Annotated in this window: 12 protein-coding genes and 1 tRNA gene; 5 read left to right on the top strand and 8 right to left on the bottom strand. The window is 56.3% G+C overall.

Features of this window, described 5'->3' with window-relative positions; genetic code table 11:
* Positions 1-88 precede the first annotated feature (88 nt).
* Positions 89-2686, top strand: a complete 2598-nt coding sequence (locus SYC_RS02135; RefSeq protein WP_011242726.1) for a M1 family metallopeptidase — start codon at positions 89-91, stop codon at positions 2684-2686.
* A gap of 137 nt (positions 2687-2823) precedes the next feature.
* Here the strand turns inward: SYC_RS02135 and SYC_RS02130 are convergent, their stop codons facing one another.
* Entirely contained in the window at positions 2824-3570 is a 747-nt protein-coding gene (locus SYC_RS02130) for a DUF561 domain-containing protein (protein ID WP_011242725.1), read from the bottom strand.
* Between the two features lie 104 nt (positions 3571-3674).
* On the opposite strand from SYC_RS02130, the gene tilS reads away from it, so the two are divergent.
* Positions 3675-4652 (top strand): tRNA lysidine(34) synthetase TilS, encoded by a 978-nt coding sequence (tilS, locus tag SYC_RS02125; RefSeq protein WP_041676919.1) that lies wholly within the window; start codon positions 3675-3677, stop codon positions 4650-4652.
* Here tilS and hmpF read toward each other — a convergent pair.
* From hmpF to SYC_RS02110, 3 genes are all read right to left on the bottom strand, one after another.
* On the bottom strand, positions 4627-6297 hold the full coding sequence (gene hmpF, locus SYC_RS02120) for a pilus motility taxis protein HmpF (RefSeq protein ID WP_011242723.1): 1671 nt from the start codon (positions 6295-6297) through the stop codon (positions 4627-4629). The two genes, tilS and hmpF, sit on opposite strands and share 26 nt — an antisense overlap.
* Positions 6298-6410: 113 nt before the next feature.
* Entirely contained in the window at positions 6411-8168 is a 1758-nt protein-coding gene (locus SYC_RS02115) for an FAD-dependent oxidoreductase (RefSeq protein ID WP_011242722.1), read from the bottom strand.
* A gap of 18 nt (positions 8169-8186) precedes the next feature.
* Positions 8187-8873: a Mo-dependent nitrogenase C-terminal domain-containing protein gene (locus tag SYC_RS02110; RefSeq protein ID WP_011242721.1), complete on the bottom strand. Its 687-nt coding sequence runs from the start codon at positions 8871-8873 to the stop codon at positions 8187-8189.
* Positions 8874-9009: 136 nt separating this feature from the next.
* Between SYC_RS02110 and metG the strand changes: the two genes are divergently transcribed.
* The 3 genes from metG to lptC all read left to right on the top strand — a co-directional run bounded on the left by metG (position 9010) and on the right by lptC (position 12516).
* Positions 9010-10587: a methionine--tRNA ligase gene (gene metG, locus SYC_RS02105; RefSeq protein WP_011242720.1), complete on the top strand. Its 1578-nt coding sequence runs from the start codon at positions 9010-9012 to the stop codon at positions 10585-10587.
* A 78-nt stretch (positions 10588-10665) separates the two neighbouring features.
* A complete protein-coding gene (locus tag SYC_RS02100) occupies positions 10666-11262 on the top strand; it encodes an NYN domain-containing protein (protein ID WP_011242719.1) in 597 nt (198 codons plus the stop codon).
* Between the two features lie 222 nt (positions 11263-11484).
* Entirely contained in the window at positions 11485-12516 is a 1032-nt protein-coding gene (lptC, locus tag SYC_RS02095) for an LPS export ABC transporter periplasmic protein LptC (protein WP_011242718.1), read from the top strand.
* Positions 12517-12762: 246 nt separating this feature from the next.
* Here the strand turns inward: lptC and SYC_RS02090 are convergent.
* The 4 genes from SYC_RS02090 to SYC_RS02075 form a co-directional block, all read right to left on the bottom strand.
* A tRNA-Pro gene (locus SYC_RS02090) sits at positions 12763-12836 on the bottom strand.
* Positions 12837-12903: 67 nt separating this feature from the next.
* On the bottom strand, positions 12904-13227 hold the full coding sequence (gene grxD, locus SYC_RS02085) for a Grx4 family monothiol glutaredoxin (protein ID WP_039755754.1): 324 nt from the start codon (positions 13225-13227) through the stop codon (positions 12904-12906).
* A gap of 48 nt (positions 13228-13275) precedes the next feature.
* Complete coding sequence (locus tag SYC_RS02080) at positions 13276-13533, bottom strand: BolA family protein (RefSeq protein ID WP_011242716.1); 258 nt, start codon at positions 13531-13533, stop codon at positions 13276-13278.
* 98 nt (positions 13534-13631) lie between these two features.
* Positions 13632-14339, bottom strand: a complete 708-nt coding sequence (locus tag SYC_RS02075; protein ID WP_011242715.1) for a hypothetical protein — start codon at positions 14337-14339, stop codon at positions 13632-13634.
* Positions 14340-14669: the final 330 nt, after the last annotated feature.

Raw genomic sequence — 14669 nt, 5'->3', positions numbered from 1 at the left:
CGGTTTAAAAATGAGCTGAAGAGAGTTTAGCGGAGCAAGGCAAGCCCTGAACTAGAGTAGATCCCAGCGCTCCTGCCCAGTTTGTCCTATGCCCCAGCATCACCGCTTTTTTTCGCTTGGTTTTGATGGCGGCGATCGCCCCAGTTTTGAATTGCCTGGTGCTAAGCCGCACTACGTGCCCGATCGCCCGGGGCAGGTGGAACATATTGCGCTAGATCTGACGCTGGATTTGCAACAGCAGCAGGTGGCGGGAACCTGTCAGATCCGTCTCAAGCCCGTGCGCGATGGGATTGAACTGCTGGAACTGGATGCGGTGCAACAGCAGATTGAAGCGGTCAATATTGGCCGGCGATCGGCTCGTTTTGACTACGACGGAGAGCAGCTGCGGATTCATCTGCCCAATGCCACTAAAGTTGGGCGATCGCTAGAAATCACGATTCACTACCGCCTCGATCGCCCGCAGCGCGGGCTCTACTTCATCCAGCCCGATGAGGACTATCCCAACAAGCCTGTTCAGGTTTGGACGCAGGGCGAGGATGAAGACTCACGCTACTGGTTTCCCTGCTTCGACTATCCGGGACAACTGGCAACCAGCGAACTGAAGGTGACGGTGCCCAAGCCTTACCGTGCCATTTCTAATGGGGAGGCGATTGCGGTCACCGATCATGGGGGACAGCAACAGTTCCATTGGCGGCAGTCGGAGCCGCATCCCACCTATTTGATGACCTTGGCGGTGGGTGACTTTGCAGAACTAGAGGATAGCTGGGACGGTATTCCTATCCGCTATTACGTCGAAAAAGGCCGCGAAGATCAGGGCCTGCGCACCATGGGCAAAACGCCACGCATGGTCGAGTTCTTTAGCCGTACTTTTGGCTATCGCTATCCCTTCGTCCAGTACGCGCAAGTCTGTGTCGACGACTTCATCTTTGGCGGCATGGAAAACACCGCCTGCACTCTCCTGACCGATCGCTGTTTGCTGGATGAACGCGCCGCGATCGATAACCGCAGCTCCGAGACGCTAGTGGCTCATGAGCTGGCGCACCAATGGTTTGGCGATTTGCTGGTGATTCGCCACTGGTCCCACGGCTGGATCAAAGAGGGCATGGCCACCTACTCGGAAAGTCTCTGGATTGACCATGAGTACGGTGCTGAGGAAGCTGCCTACTATCGCCTACAAACGCTGCGCAGCTACCTCGACGAAGATCGCAATCGCTACCGCCGGCCGATCGTCACCCACGTCTACCGCGAGGCGATCGAACTCTACGATCGCCACCTCTACGAAAAAGGCGCTTGCGTCTATCACCTGCTGCGTACGGAACTGGGTGAAGAGCTGTTCTGGGCTTCGATCCATCGCTTTGTGCAGCAACATGCTCATCAAACCGTCGAGACGGTCGACCTGTTACGCAGCATTGAGCAGACCACGGGGCGAAATCTGCTGCCGCTGTTTGACCAGTACGTCTTCCGAGGCGGCCATCCCGACTTCAAGGTCAGCTACAGCTGGGATGCTGACGCCAAGCTCGCTAAGTTGACGGTGCAGCAGACACAATCGAAGGACGGTAAGGATCTGTTCGACCTCACCGTGCCGATCGCCTTCTGTCAGTTGCGGGGGCGAGGTCGTAGCGTGGAAACCGAGAGCCAAGTCTTCCGACTCCGCATCCACGAAGCGGAGCAAACCTTCTATCTACCGCTGGCAACCAAGCCCGATTTCATCAGCTTTGATGTCGGCAATCACGCCCTCAAAACTGTCGAGCTGGACTATCCGCTGGCCGAACTACGATCGCAGGTGCAGCACGATTCCGATCCGGTGGCGCGGATTCAGGCAGCAGCAGCCCTCGCCAAAATGGGCGGTCGGGAAGCGATCGCGGCCCTCGCTGATGCGCTCCACAAAGATACGTTTTGGGGCGTCCGCGCTGAGATTGCCGGTCAACTAGGCAGCATCGGCCTAGAAGCAGCGGAGACGGCGCTGATTAAAGCCGTCAAAGATAGTGATCCTCGGGTTCGTCGGGCGGTATTTACTGCTCTCGGACAAAGCCGCAGCCGCGATCGCTATCGAGCTTTGAAATCAGCCGTTGAAGCGGGAGACGCCAGCTACTACGCCGAAGCCAGTGCAATTACGGCGTTGGCTCAGGTGGCGAGCCAACCGATCGCCGGCGATCGCAAAGATAAGGCAGTGATCAAGCTCCTCAAGAGTGTTCTCAAAGAGCGATCGGGCTGGAATGAAGTAGTGCGATCGGCAGCCGTAACAGCGTTAGCTCAGTTCTCGGATTCCGCTGAAGCCCTAGAGCTGATCGAGGCGCAAACTTTGCGGGGTGTGCCGCAACCGCTGCGACTCGCTGCAATTCGGGCACTGGGTCCTGTTTCTGCGGGTCAAACAGACGCCGCGATCGCTCGCGTTTTAGCCACATTGCGCAGCCTTGCCCAAGAAGATTTCTTCCTGACGCAAGTGGCAGTTGTGACGTCGCTAGGTCGAATGAAAACACCGCAGGCCCTAAGCCTGTTGCAATCCCTTGCAGGGATGAGTCTTGATGGACGAGTCAAACGGGTGGGGGATGAAGCGATCGCTCGGGTTCAGAAGCAAATGGGGCCAGATCAGTCCTTGAGGCAATTGCGCGAGGAAATGGATCAGCTACGGCAGGAAAATCAAAAGCTGCAAAATCGTTTGTTGGCCCTCGAATCAAAACAGTAATCTGCTGGAACTGGCAGTGATTTAAGACTGCGATCGCTCGGATATCTGGGGCGATCGCTTTTTTTCGGTAACAAAAAAAAGCTCTCGTCGCAGTGTGAACCTGACAAGAGCTTTTTGACTTTCAGTCTGGCTGAAAATTAGTGTGCTTGAGCAACTCGAGCGCGATCGAGGGCTTCAACGAAGCGTTGAACTGCAGCAATCATCGCCAGCTCATTGTCGAGGCGGTTGATGGCTGAACCAACACCGATGCCGGCTGCACCGGCTGCGATCGCCATGGGAGCCGTGACATCCGACAGGCCCGAAGCGCAGAGCACGGGCACGTTTACTGCTTTGGAAATCACGGAAGCGGCTGCCAAGGTCGGGGCTGCTTTTTCGATCAGGCCGAGAACGCCTGCATGGGTCGGAGCCGAGCTGGTACCGCCTTCGGTTTGGATGATGTCCGCACCTGCAACCACCAGTTGTTCTGCCAAAGTCGCTTGTTGGTCCAGCGGTAGAGTGTGGGGAACAGTCACCGACAGGGTGATTTGCGGCAGCAAGGCTCGCGTCGCTTGGGTTAGTTCCAGCACTTCTGCGGCGCTGAACTCCCGACCTTGGGCGTAGAAGCTGTCGTAGTTGCCGATTTCGATCAGATCAGCACCGGCTTCAACCGCTGCCAAGAACGCTGTCGGTTCTACCGAAGAGACGCAGATCGGCAAAGCTGTCTGTTGACGCGCCAAACGGACCAAGCTGGCATCGCAAGCAATATCCACGAACGTAGCGCCACCGCGATCGGCTGCGCGCACAACTGCCGCAACGAGATCGGCATCAAAGTTAGCAAGGCCGCTAATCACTTTCAGTGCACGACCTTGGGACAGGGCTGCTTGCAGCGCACCAGGCATGGACATAGCAATTTCCTAACAGCAGTGACCAACTTCAGGCTGCGATCGCTTGGGCAAGCGCAACTGAATTCTTACCATTGTTGCATCGCCCTTTGCCGTCGCCTAGCGCTTTGTCCTCAGATTGCTGGACTCCCTTTCACGCCCGCCTGCATCAGCTCCTACAGCGGAGATCGCTTCTGCCTACCCGATCGCGCCTCTTACTGGCCGTTTCGGGCGGACAGGACTCCCTCGCGTTAGTGCAGCTACTGCGGGGTCTACAACCGCACTGGCATTGGTCCCTGGCGATCGCCCATTGTGACCATGGCTGGCGATCGGACTCCACAGCGAATGCCGAGCATCTACGTCAGCTCGCGGATCAGTGGCAGCTCCCCTTTTACTGCCAGCGATCGCCGGAACCACCGAGGAGCGAAGCTGCAGCGCGAACGTGGCGTTATCAGGTCCTAGAGGCAATCGCGGCCGACATCGACGCTGCCTTACTCGTCACCGGCCACACTGCCAGCGATCGCGCCGAAACCCTGCTCTACAACTTGACGCGGGGCAGCCATCTGCAAGGGTTGGCCAGTCTGCGCTGGCAACGATCGCTCAGCGATCGGCTCACCTTGGTGCGACCCTTTTTGGGCTTTACCCGCGCTGAAACTAGCAAGATGGTTCAGCAGTTTCAATTACCTGTTTGGGAAGACAGCACCAACCGCGATCGCCGCTTTGCCCGCAATCGCCTGCGGCTAGAAGTTCTCCCGCAGCTGCGCCAGATCAATCCCCAATGCGATCGCCACCTTGCCAATACCGCTGAGCTGCTGGCCGATGAAGCTGACTGGCTGGCTGAACTAACTGAGCAGGTCTATCAGCAATCCCTCAGCGAGAGGGGGCTTTGTCGTTCCCAATTGGCGCAACAGCCGATCGCTCTCCAAAGGCGAGTCTTGCATGCCTTCCTTCAGGATCAACTGCAGCGATCGCCGAGCACGGTGCAGGTCGAAGAACTCCGCCAGCTGATCACTGCGCCTCAAGGCAGCTGCAGCTCTAGCCTGCCCCAGAGACGGGTCGCGGTAGTCGCGGGGGACTGGCTTAGGCTGCAATCAGTTGATGACTGATCGCTGCTAACTGCTGTTGCAGAGCGGCGCGATCTGCTTGTTGCTGACGTTGCTGCTCCGCTAGGGTGCAGATCGCACCGTAGACCTCCGAGTAGGTTTGGGCAATTTGTTCCAGCCACTCTCGGCAAGCGGCGATCGCTTGGTTGTAGCCTCTGATTTCAGCAACTTGGAGCTCGCAGTTGCGCCACTTTTCTTCTGTGGATTCGACAGTCTCTTTGAGACGGTAGACGCGATCGGCCTTGGCTTGAATCCCGCCTTCAATGGTCGCCACGTCCTCTTGCAATTTCTCAACCCGAGCTTGAACATTGGCAATCAAGCCATCTAGATCCGGTAGCTCCCGATCCAAGAGCGATCGCAGTTCTGAAAGATCTACTTCCGGCGCGATCGGGGTGCCGCTCTGCCGCCCCTCCAAGACCTGCTGGTACTGCTGCAAAACAGTGAGACGTTCTTGAGCAATCAGTCGCCGGGCAACCAAGGATTCATCCAGCAGCTGGCAGCGTTGCTCGGCTTCGATCAACTCTCCTTCTAAGGAAAGCCGCTCCAGTTCATTGGCTTGCTCGAGGTTGGCACGTAGCTTTTCTAGATCAGCGGTTTCGAGCCGTAACTCCTCTTCCTGATCGTTGACGAAGGAATAAATGCGATCGTAGTCTCGCTGGACTGCAGCCACCCGTTCCTGCAACTCCTCGAGGGGCAGTGCCTCGAGTTCGCTGCGATTCGCTTCTCCTGTCAGAGCATGGATCAGCTGACAGGCTTGGGCGATTGCCCGCCGCCGTTGCTCGAGCCCAGCCAGCAAGGTCTGCTCTTCCGACAACTGATGCTTGTCCTGCTCGGGGGGAGCTTGCTGGCTCATCCATTCCAGATGGGCAGTTTGGAACTGCCGCCGTTGTTCTTGCAGCGCCTGCTGCAGGTTTTCCAGATTGCCAACATCAGGCTGGTCTGGATTGGTCAATGAAGCAATGCGTGACTGGAGATCTTGCTGGGCTGCAGTGACTTTGTTGCTGAGTTCCGCCAGCACGGTATCGTCGTTCTGCCAGTTCGCGATTTGTTGCTCAAGCTGAGCGATTGCTGCCTGGGTTTCCGGCGCAAAGGCGACTGCGCCAAAGGGCTGGCTGCTAAAGCTTTGACGCTGGATTTCAAGCTCTTGCCAAGCTTCTTTTAACTCGCGATCGCGGCGATCGAGTTCAGCCCGCAGGGCATCTGCCTGCTGTTGAATAGCGAGGGCTTCCTGTTTTTGCTCCTCCAGCTGAAACAACTCTGCCTGCAGTTGCTGCAGTTGATCTTGACGATTCTCAAATTCTTGCTGGCGGCGGCTGAGTTCCTGACTCTGAATGCTCAGAGACTCCTTCCACTGCTCTACCTCCGCTTCTTGGGCGCGATAGCGCTCCTGCAGCCGCGAAAACTCACGCAGAAACCCCAGTAGGCGCTGAGTGGCCTCTTGAATGCGCTGCACCTGGCGCGAATTGTTGAGGTCAAGTAGCACTAGTGCCCCTGGAGAGAAGTCACAGGTTTTATCGCTGGCCAAGACCTCTTCTTCAGGAAGTACCTGCCACCCTTCGTCCGGCCGCTGAAAAGCAATGAGGCGGAACTCTACTTTGTTCCCCCCAAACAAGCCGCCACGCTTTCCGACTTCAGCCAGATAGAGCACTATCGATGCCTCGCCTTAATCAATCCCAAAACTGTCCATGAAGGACACACCTCTCCAATTTACGCTGCTTGCGAGGGGAGTGTTTGGGTTCTACGATCGCTCGCCGGTCTCTGTCAAGGGTGGATGGCCTCGACAATCAGCCAGTGCCCAGCGGGGTTTATTAGACCTACCACTGCAAGTGGCAGTCGATCGCTCAATGCCTTGAATTGCTGATCAATGCTGGCATCGAGCGTCACTAATTGCCAAACGGTTTTGCCGTCGTCCAATTGATAATTTTGGTCACCCAAGCGCTCAAATTGCCCGCTGACTGTTTGTGCTCTAGCAGAGATGAGCGAGGCTGCTGCCGTTCCCCCATGCACCCCTGTTGCCGGATAGGCTTCAGGGCGATCGAGGTAGGCGCGCTGACGAGTTAGCCAGTCGGGATGCTCTGGCGGAGTGTCGTAGAGTGGCACGATCGCCTGCGGAGCCTCAGAATCCGTTAGCAAGGCTTCTTGTAGATCTCGCACCGACAGCGATCGCGGATCACAGTTCTGTTCCACGGCCAAAGCAGCTGCCATGCCTGCCGCTTGCCCGAGTCCCAAGACCACTGGTTGAAGGCGAGTCGCTCCGTTGGCGATATGGCTAACGGCAATATTTTTCTCACAGACGAGCAGCCCTTCAGTCTGAACCGGTAACAGACAGTCATAGGGCAGGCTGAAGGCCGTTCCCGTCCAGCGACCGCCCCAGCGCATCGATTTGGGCTGCAGGCGAAAGTCCCAATTGGGATAGTGATGATCGTTGGCGTAGTTGCCGATCGCGATCGCAGACACTTGTCCTGATGCATTACAAGGCAGTTTTGCTACCTGTCCTTGGTGCAGCGGCAGCAGATCTAACTCCGTAATAGTTGAGCTACCGACTACCCGCCGACTTTCGCGGTAGTAGGGCTGTAGGGCAAAGGCGCCCCCACCGATCGCTTGCTGTGGGAACTGATCTCTTGCCAAGCCATAGCGATCGCTCCAGTGGGCTTGAATGTGATGGGCAAAGGCTTGGCTATGAGCGATCGCCTCCTGCATCCATTCCTGATGGGCGCGATCGCCCTGAATTAATCGCTGTAAGCCTTCGCCGTAGTCATTGCCCGGCCCCGGCCAGTTGATCATGAAGCGATCGCCGGGCAGGCGACCGTAATCCAAAAAGGCGAGGTCATCCGGCGTCTGCCAAGCCCCCGCAAAGAGATCGGGGTTGTAGCTTGTCGATGCGGGGATCGGTGGAGCGGATTGACTCTGATCTGCCATCACCACGACCCAAGTCGGTGACTGCACCGGATAGCGTTGATAGCGATTGTCACTTTCCAGTTGCGCTAGCGTCGGCGCACTCGGTTCTTGCCACTCTTCCTGCGGTTCCCAGCCCCAACGGTGGGGCACATCGGCTAGCGCCAGCAGATCGCCCAGTTCCGTGGCATCAATGACAACTTGCGCTTCGATCCGCACTCGCTCAAATTCCACACCCCGCAGGCGATCGCGATCGCCAATGACTGCCCTCGGGCGATCGCCTTGGATCCACTTTAGGTTCGGGAGTTCTCGCACCCAGTCGGCAAAAATCTGAGATCCGACCCGAGGATCGTAGGTGAAGAAACTAACCCAAGCGTGGTTCAGCCCGTCGGGTTGACGCTGGCGCAGGGCTTTGAGAAACGCACCCCAAATGCCTGTCTGCAATGCTCGTAGTTCATTGCCATCAGGAGCACTAACTCCTGCAGAAGTCAGCATGCCGCCCAACCAAGGCCCTTCGCTGACCAGAATCGTCTGGGCCCCACGGCGGGCCGCTTGAAGTGCCGCAGCGGTGCCGCCTGTTCCGCCCCCCACGATCAGAACATCGGTGCGAAGGGTCTCAAGCACAGCGATCGCCGATCGGTTTTACAGGATGGAGGAAGCCGATTCCGTCGATCCAGCAGAGCAATAGGCGGAGATATCCTCGCCGCAGTCGTCGGCTAGGTAGCACAGGGCACGAAGGCGCAGGGAGACTAGCTGCTCGTAGAGGGGGTTGAGTTTGCACAGCGGCGGAATATGCACCAGGTTGTGGCCAAAGAGAACAATATCCCGCTCGAAGGGACATTGGGCCGGAATCAGTTTGACCAAGAAGTGAGCCAGGCGTGGCTCATGCACCTGCAAGTCATCGAGCCAATGGCGAACGGGAGCTAGCAAGTCAGCAATGGGGACTGTTTCAGCGCTCGCTGCAGCTTCGCGATCGCAGCGGGTGTGCTCAAGGGCGTCAATGACGTCAGTCTTCATAGACAAAGCAGCGGCAAATTGGCGGAGTAAGGTTGCTTCGGTTTGGGTGTAGACCCCATCAGCCAGTGCCACCATCACAGCCGTGCGCAAATAATTTTCGCGGCGCTCGGGATCATCACCAAGATCAGCCGCTAAATCGGACGGACTGATCGGGCCGAGGGCTTGGAGGTCGCAAGGGTGACCCAAAATCTCTTGAGTCAGCGCACAGAGCAAATCCTGCTCGTGGCTTTCAAAGTCATCATCGGCCAGCGCAATCGAGAGGAGACCGCGTAGCCAAGCCAGCAAGTGGGGGTCATCAACAGAAGCAGACATGGAGCGATCGCCAACTGGGTCTTTTGGTTATAGCTGCGGGATCACGCAATGTCAGTGCTAGAGGCGACGAATCTACCGGTGCGGGGGGCGCTTATCGCTAAGATCGACCGATGGCCTCTCTCTGCCTGCACTGCTCATGCCATCGACTTTTGCCCTGACGACTCCTCTCTACTACGTCAACGATGTGCCGCACATCGGCAGTGCCTACACCACGATCGCGGCGGATGCGATCGCTCGTTTCCATCGGCTGCAAGGAGATCGGGTGTTGATGATCACCGGCAGCGACGAGCATGGCCAAAAGATTCAGCGCACGGCGGAGAAGAACGGCAAGCCACCGCAAGAGCATTGCAATGCGATCGTGGCTCGCTTCCAAGACCTCTGGCAGCTGCTCAACATCCGCTACGACCGCTTCAGCCGCACCACCGATCCCCGTCATCAGGCGATCGTGGAAGTCTTCTATCGCCGTGTTGAGGCTCAAGGCGACATTTACGTTGGACGGCAGCAAGGTTGGTATTGCGTTGCCTGCGAAGAATTCAAAGAAGAGCGCGATCTACTCGAAGACAAGCGCTGCCCGATTCACACCAACCAAGCGGTTGAGTGGCGCGACGAGGAAAACTACTTCTTCCGGCTCTCGCGCTATCAGGAAGCACTGGAAGCCCACTATGCTGCCAATCCTGACTTCATCCAACCGGAAAGCCGCCGCAATGAAGTGCTGAGTTTTGTTGAGCGCGGCCTCCAGGATTTTTCGATTTCCCGGGTCAATCTGGAGTGGGGGTTTGCGGTTCCTGATAATCCCAAGCACACGCTCTACGTCTGGTTTGATGCGCTGCTGGGTTATGTGACGGCGCTGCTCGATCCCGATGCGGAACCAACACTGGAAAATGCCCTCAGTCAGTGGTGGCCGATCAATCTGCACCTGATCGGCAAAGACATTCTGCGTTTCCATGCGGTCTACTGGCCGGCGATGTTGCTTTCGGCAGGACTGCCGCTGCCCGATCGCGTCTTTGGTCATGGCTTCCTGACGAAAGATGGTCTGAAGATGGGCAAGAGTCTGGGTAATACCCTCGATCCCTTCGATCTGGTCGATCGCTTTGGCAGCGATGCCGTACGCTACTACTTCCTCAAAGAGATTGAGTTTGGCCGCGACGGCGACTATCAAGAGACGCGCTTCGTTAACGTCGTCAATGCTGATCTCGCCAATGACCTTGGTAACTTGCTTAACCGCACCCTGAGCATGGCCAAGCGCTACTGTCAGCTCCAAATTCCGCTTGGGAGTACCGCGATCGCCGCTGACAATCCGCTACGCCAGCAAGGTGAAGCTCTGACTGATTCTGTTAAATCCGCCTACGATCGCTTGGCCTTCAGCGAAGCCTGCGGACAAATTTTGGCGCTGGTACAGGCCGGCAACCGTTACCTCGACCAAGAAGCCCCTTGGACACGCTTTAAGCAGGGTGAACAGGCCAAGGTTGAGGAAATTCTCTACACGGTGCTGGAATCGGTGCGTTTGGCTGCCTATTGGCTGTCACCACTCGTGCCGGGGATCAGCCAAGAGATCTACCGCCAGCTTGGACTTGTTGCAGATTTTAATGATCCTGCGATCGCCCAACAGCTTGATCCCGAAAGTCACGGCCATTGGGGCTTTCTCCCGGCTGCTCAACAGTTCCTGGATCCCAGTCCTGTCTTTCGGAGCCTTGAATTAGCCCCCGCAGATTAGGACTTTTGCTGTTTAATGAGGGGGCGGTTTTGCCGCTTTTTTAAAATCCCTTTTTAATAACCAGCAGGGTTTCTTTTGATGGCCACTGTTCAGGAACCGCTTGGCTATTCTAGTTCGGCTTCGATCCTTGAAAACCGCGGCAGGATTGCCATCTTCATCGATGGTTCTAACCTGTTTTATGCGGCTTTGCAGCTCGGCATCGAAATTGACTACACCAAGTTGTTGGCCTGTTTGACCAATGGATCGCGTCTGTTGCGATCGTTCTTTTATACCGGAGTGGATCGAAGCAACGAGAAGCAACAGGGCTTTCTGTTGTGGATGCGTCGTAACGGCTATCGCGTTGTGGCGAAGGATTTGATCCAGCTGCCCGACGGCACAAAAAAAGCCAACTTGGATGTTGAAATCGCTGTTGATATGTTGGCCTTGGCCGGCACCTACGACACGGCGGTGCTGGTCAGTGGCGACGGAGATCTCGCCTACGCGGTGGAAGTGGTAGGCTATCGCGGCGTGCGGGTAGAAGTCGTCAGCCTGCGATCGATGACCAGCGATAACTTGATCAATGTTGCCGATCGCTACATCGATCTCGAAAGCCTGAAAGCGAGCATTCAAAAGCTCCCACGTCAGCCTTACAGCCGGTCGGTTGCAGTGCCCCCCGAGAGTGTAAACCCGTCCTGAAGCAGCACTCGGAGGCCTAATTGTGAATCTATTCAGCCTCCGGCCTGTATCTTGGACTGGTGCAGGTTGAATCCTGCAGGCTTCTTGTCTTGGGCGATCGCTCCGATCGCAGTTCTTGAAATTGCCAGATCGCCCTCGACTCTTTAGCGCTACGCTGGGTTGGCGGTAACAGACGCGCCTATCCCGCCCTCCTTGGAGGCAGGGGTTTCTCGGAGATTTGAGATGACGCTTCGATCGGGCCAGCTTTGGTCTGCATTACTGTTAGCCCTCAGTTTGGGGCTAACGGCCTGCCAAGAGCCCCCGCCAGCGCCTCCACGCGCTGAACGACCCGATCTCAGTTTCACGGACTTTACCCTGCGGCAGGCCAATCCCACCGGCAAGCCTGCTTGGGAACTGCGGACTCCTCAGATTGTCTATAACAGCGACAAAAGTGCGGCGCAGCTAACCAAGCCCCTCGGCTTTCTCTACGATGAAAGCGGCAAGGTGCTCTACGAAATCGATGGCGATCGCGGCTCGATTGAGGGCGAAAACGCCGAGATCATTCGCATCAGTGGCAATGTCATCGCTCGCCAAAAACAGGCACCGGGGGCGGTTCTCAAGGGTGAGGAGCTGGAGTGGCGGCCCAATCAGCAAACCTTTGATCTCAGACGCAACGTCATTGGTACCTATCGCGATGTGGTGCTCAAGGGCAAAGAAGGCCGGTTTGATGTCCGTCAGCAACAGTTGGAATTGATCGGGCCGATGGTAGCGACCCTTAAGCAAGGGGAGATTCTGTCGGAGTTACGAACCAGCTCGCCCCGCTGGCTCTTAGCTGAGAAACGCTTGCTGGCCCCCAATCCGCTCCAGGCTGAACGCCGCGATCGCAGTCAGCTCAAGGGACAAGGGCGATCGCAACGGGGGGAACTTCTCCTCGATCCACAAATTTTGATTCTGCAGCAGCAGGTGGAGGTCGATGCTCTGGATCCCGTTGCCCAGTTGCGGGGTGAAGATTTGCGCTGGAATCTACCTCAAAACTTGGTCGACAGCCCGGTCGCGGTCCAGGGCTTCTACCCAGCTGAGCAGACCACAGTTCGGGGCGATCGCGGGCAGGCCAATCTCAATGCCCAGTTGATTCAACTAGAAGGCAACGCCGAAAGCTTCTCCGCGAAGGATCAAGCGCGCCTCCAAGCCAATCGCCTGATCTGGAATCAGAAGACTGCTGAAGCGACAGCGATCGGGGGAGCGCGCTACCAGCGATCGCGGCTCTCGCTCTAGGGGTCAGGTCAACTGCCAACTAGGGGCTGTGTGCAACTGCCCTCGGGCGATTCAATCAAGATGCAGCACGCCTCCAAGCCAACGGTTGCTCTTCTACCCTCGAGAGAAGGGAGAGGGGAATAGCAGGACTTTTTGGCATTGTGGAACAGTCCCATCTAACCCACTACCTGCTATGCAGACAAAAAATATCAGGATGACTGAGAACTCAATCATCCTGATCGTGATGTTGGAGTGATTCCGATTCAATCGGAGCGGCGGGATTTGAACCCACGACCCCCACTACCCCAAAGTGGTGCGCTACCAAGCTGCGCTACGCCCCGTGACAAGTTACCAATGTAGCACTGATGCCGGTCACTGCCAAGAGGCGTATCCTACTCAGGTGCAGGACTAGGAGGCGAGGGCAACCTCTAGCATCTGCTGCAGTTCACCATTCTGATAGAGCTCAATCAAAATATCAGAGCCGCCGATAAATTCCCCGTTGACGTAGACCTGGGGAATGGTCGGCCAATTCGAAAACTCTTTAATCCCTTGGCGAATGTCGTAGTCTGCCAAGACATCAACGGTGGTGAAGGGCACGCCCAGGATATTCAAGATTTGAACAACGTTGTTGGAAAAGCCGCACTGGGGCATCAGCTTATTGCCTTTCATAAAGACAACAATCTTGTCGCCATTAATGATGCTAGTCAGGCGTTCTTGGAGTTCAGGAGTCATCATCAATCTCAATCGTCAGAGGGGTAGACAATACTAACGAAGGACAGGTTAGCCCTGTGCTTCATTCAGCCAGCGATCGGGGGTATAGGTCTTCAGCGCTAGCGCGTGAATCGCCTCCGTTGACATTGCGGCTTGAACCGCTCCATAGACCAGCTGATGCTGCTTAATGAGACTTTTACCAGCAAAAGCAGACGAAACAACCGTCACTTGTAGGTGGTCGCCTCCCCCGGTCAGGTCGTTCACCATCACCTGTGCATCGGGAATTTGGGCACAGATCATTGACTCTACTTGTTCGGGCGTGACCATGGGCTGCAACGGAAAACAACTCTGTCGCTCCCTAGTCTGACATGAGCCATTCGCCTGCTTGTCATGCGTTGAGGATGCGTCCCTAGAGACTGTGATCCTTACGCCTGCGGTTCCGAGAGCCCTAAAACTTGGTGCAGTTGCCCCAAGAGTTGCGCCAGACATTGATCGGACGGTGCGCCTTGCGATCGCAGTGCTTGCGCCCGGAGAGCGATCGCTTCGACTTGCTCAATAGATGCCACAGACATTTTCAAATCTGCTTGCAGTAACTGATTCTGACCATGTAGCCAGCGCAACTGCTCTAGGGCAACCCTCGCCTGACGCTGGGCTTTCTGGAGCTGTGATCCCAGTTTGCGCAGCCGTTTACTGAGCCAATGTCGTTCGCTCACTAGCCGATGGTTTCGTTGTTCAATCTCTAGCAAGAGTTGCTCGGCTGCTTCTTGGTCGAGATCAGCTTGTTCAACAACCTGCCGGTAGTGCTGGCACTGAGCCGCCCATTCATCCCGCTCTTGACCGGCTGCCTCTAGCTGCTGCGCTAGAACAGCCACTTGGGTCTGTAAGTCAGGCGTTGCAGCTGAAGGTTCAAGCAGGGGCCGCAGCAACTGTCGATAGATTTTATTGGCAGTGCCTTTGGGAATGGGTTTGTGGTCATGGTGACCTGTGATTGACACCGAAGACCAGCCTGGACGTGTGGCTTTCAGTTGCTCGTAGCCCGCCGGTTCAATTGTCCAGCCCCAAGCCTGAGCCAACTGAACGAGATCACGACGCCGAGGATTTTTGGGAAGGTTGAAGCCAGGACAGGAGACCATGGACGACTGTTCCTCTCTGGTAAGCCATCTGAACTGCTCAGCAGCCTAGCTAGCAGTCAGACATCCAAGCGAGTAATCGGTGCGAACAAGAAATAGGCGCCAGATTTTTGCAATCATCATCCAACGTGTGATCGCTGGCAGTTGAGTCGTAGCTCAAGCGACGATCGGCTAGCGGCAACCTTGGGAGTTCGACGCCGTGGCTGAACCCAGAGCTGACACTCACCCGATTTTGTTGTTAATAAACAGTTAAGTGGAGAAAATTCTTTAAGCAACCTCAGTAGCGTAAGTGAACGAGGATGCATTCAGGAATACAGACTCTAAGCTGGCTTT

It is taken from the genome of Synechococcus elongatus PCC 6301 (genome assembly GCF_000010065.1).
In the GTDB taxonomy this organism is placed as follows: domain Bacteria; phylum Cyanobacteriota; class Cyanobacteriia; order Synechococcales; family Synechococcaceae; genus Synechococcus; species Synechococcus elongatus.
This window is presented reverse-complemented; position numbering and strand designations above follow the sequence as displayed.

Coding starts and splice junctions, on each gene's coding strand:
- SYC_RS02135 (WP_011242726.1), top strand. CDS start 89: ATGCCCCAGCATCACCGCTTTTTTTCGCTTGGTTTTGATGGCGGCGAT.
- metG (WP_011242720.1), top strand. CDS start 9,010: ATGCCATCGACTTTTGCCCTGACGACTCCTCTCTACTACGTCAACGAT.
- SYC_RS02130 (WP_011242725.1), bottom strand. CDS start 3,570: ATGTCCATGCCTGGTGCGCTGCAAGCAGCCCTGTCCCAAGGTCGTGCA.
- lptC (WP_011242718.1), top strand. CDS start 11,485: ATGACGCTTCGATCGGGCCAGCTTTGGTCTGCATTACTGTTAGCCCTC.
- SYC_RS02075 (WP_011242715.1), bottom strand. CDS start 14,339: ATGGTCTCCTGTCCTGGCTTCAACCTTCCCAAAAATCCTCGGCGTCGT.
- SYC_RS02080 (WP_011242716.1), bottom strand. CDS start 13,533: ATGGTCACGCCCGAACAAGTAGAGTCAATGATCTGTGCCCAAATTCCC.
- SYC_RS02110 (WP_011242721.1), bottom strand. CDS start 8,873: ATGTCTGCTTCTGTTGATGACCCCCACTTGCTGGCTTGGCTACGCGGT.
- grxD (WP_039755754.1), bottom strand. CDS start 13,227: ATGACTCCTGAACTCCAAGAACGCCTGACTAGCATCATTAATGGCGAC.
- SYC_RS02100 (WP_011242719.1), top strand. CDS start 10,666: ATGGCCACTGTTCAGGAACCGCTTGGCTATTCTAGTTCGGCTTCGATC.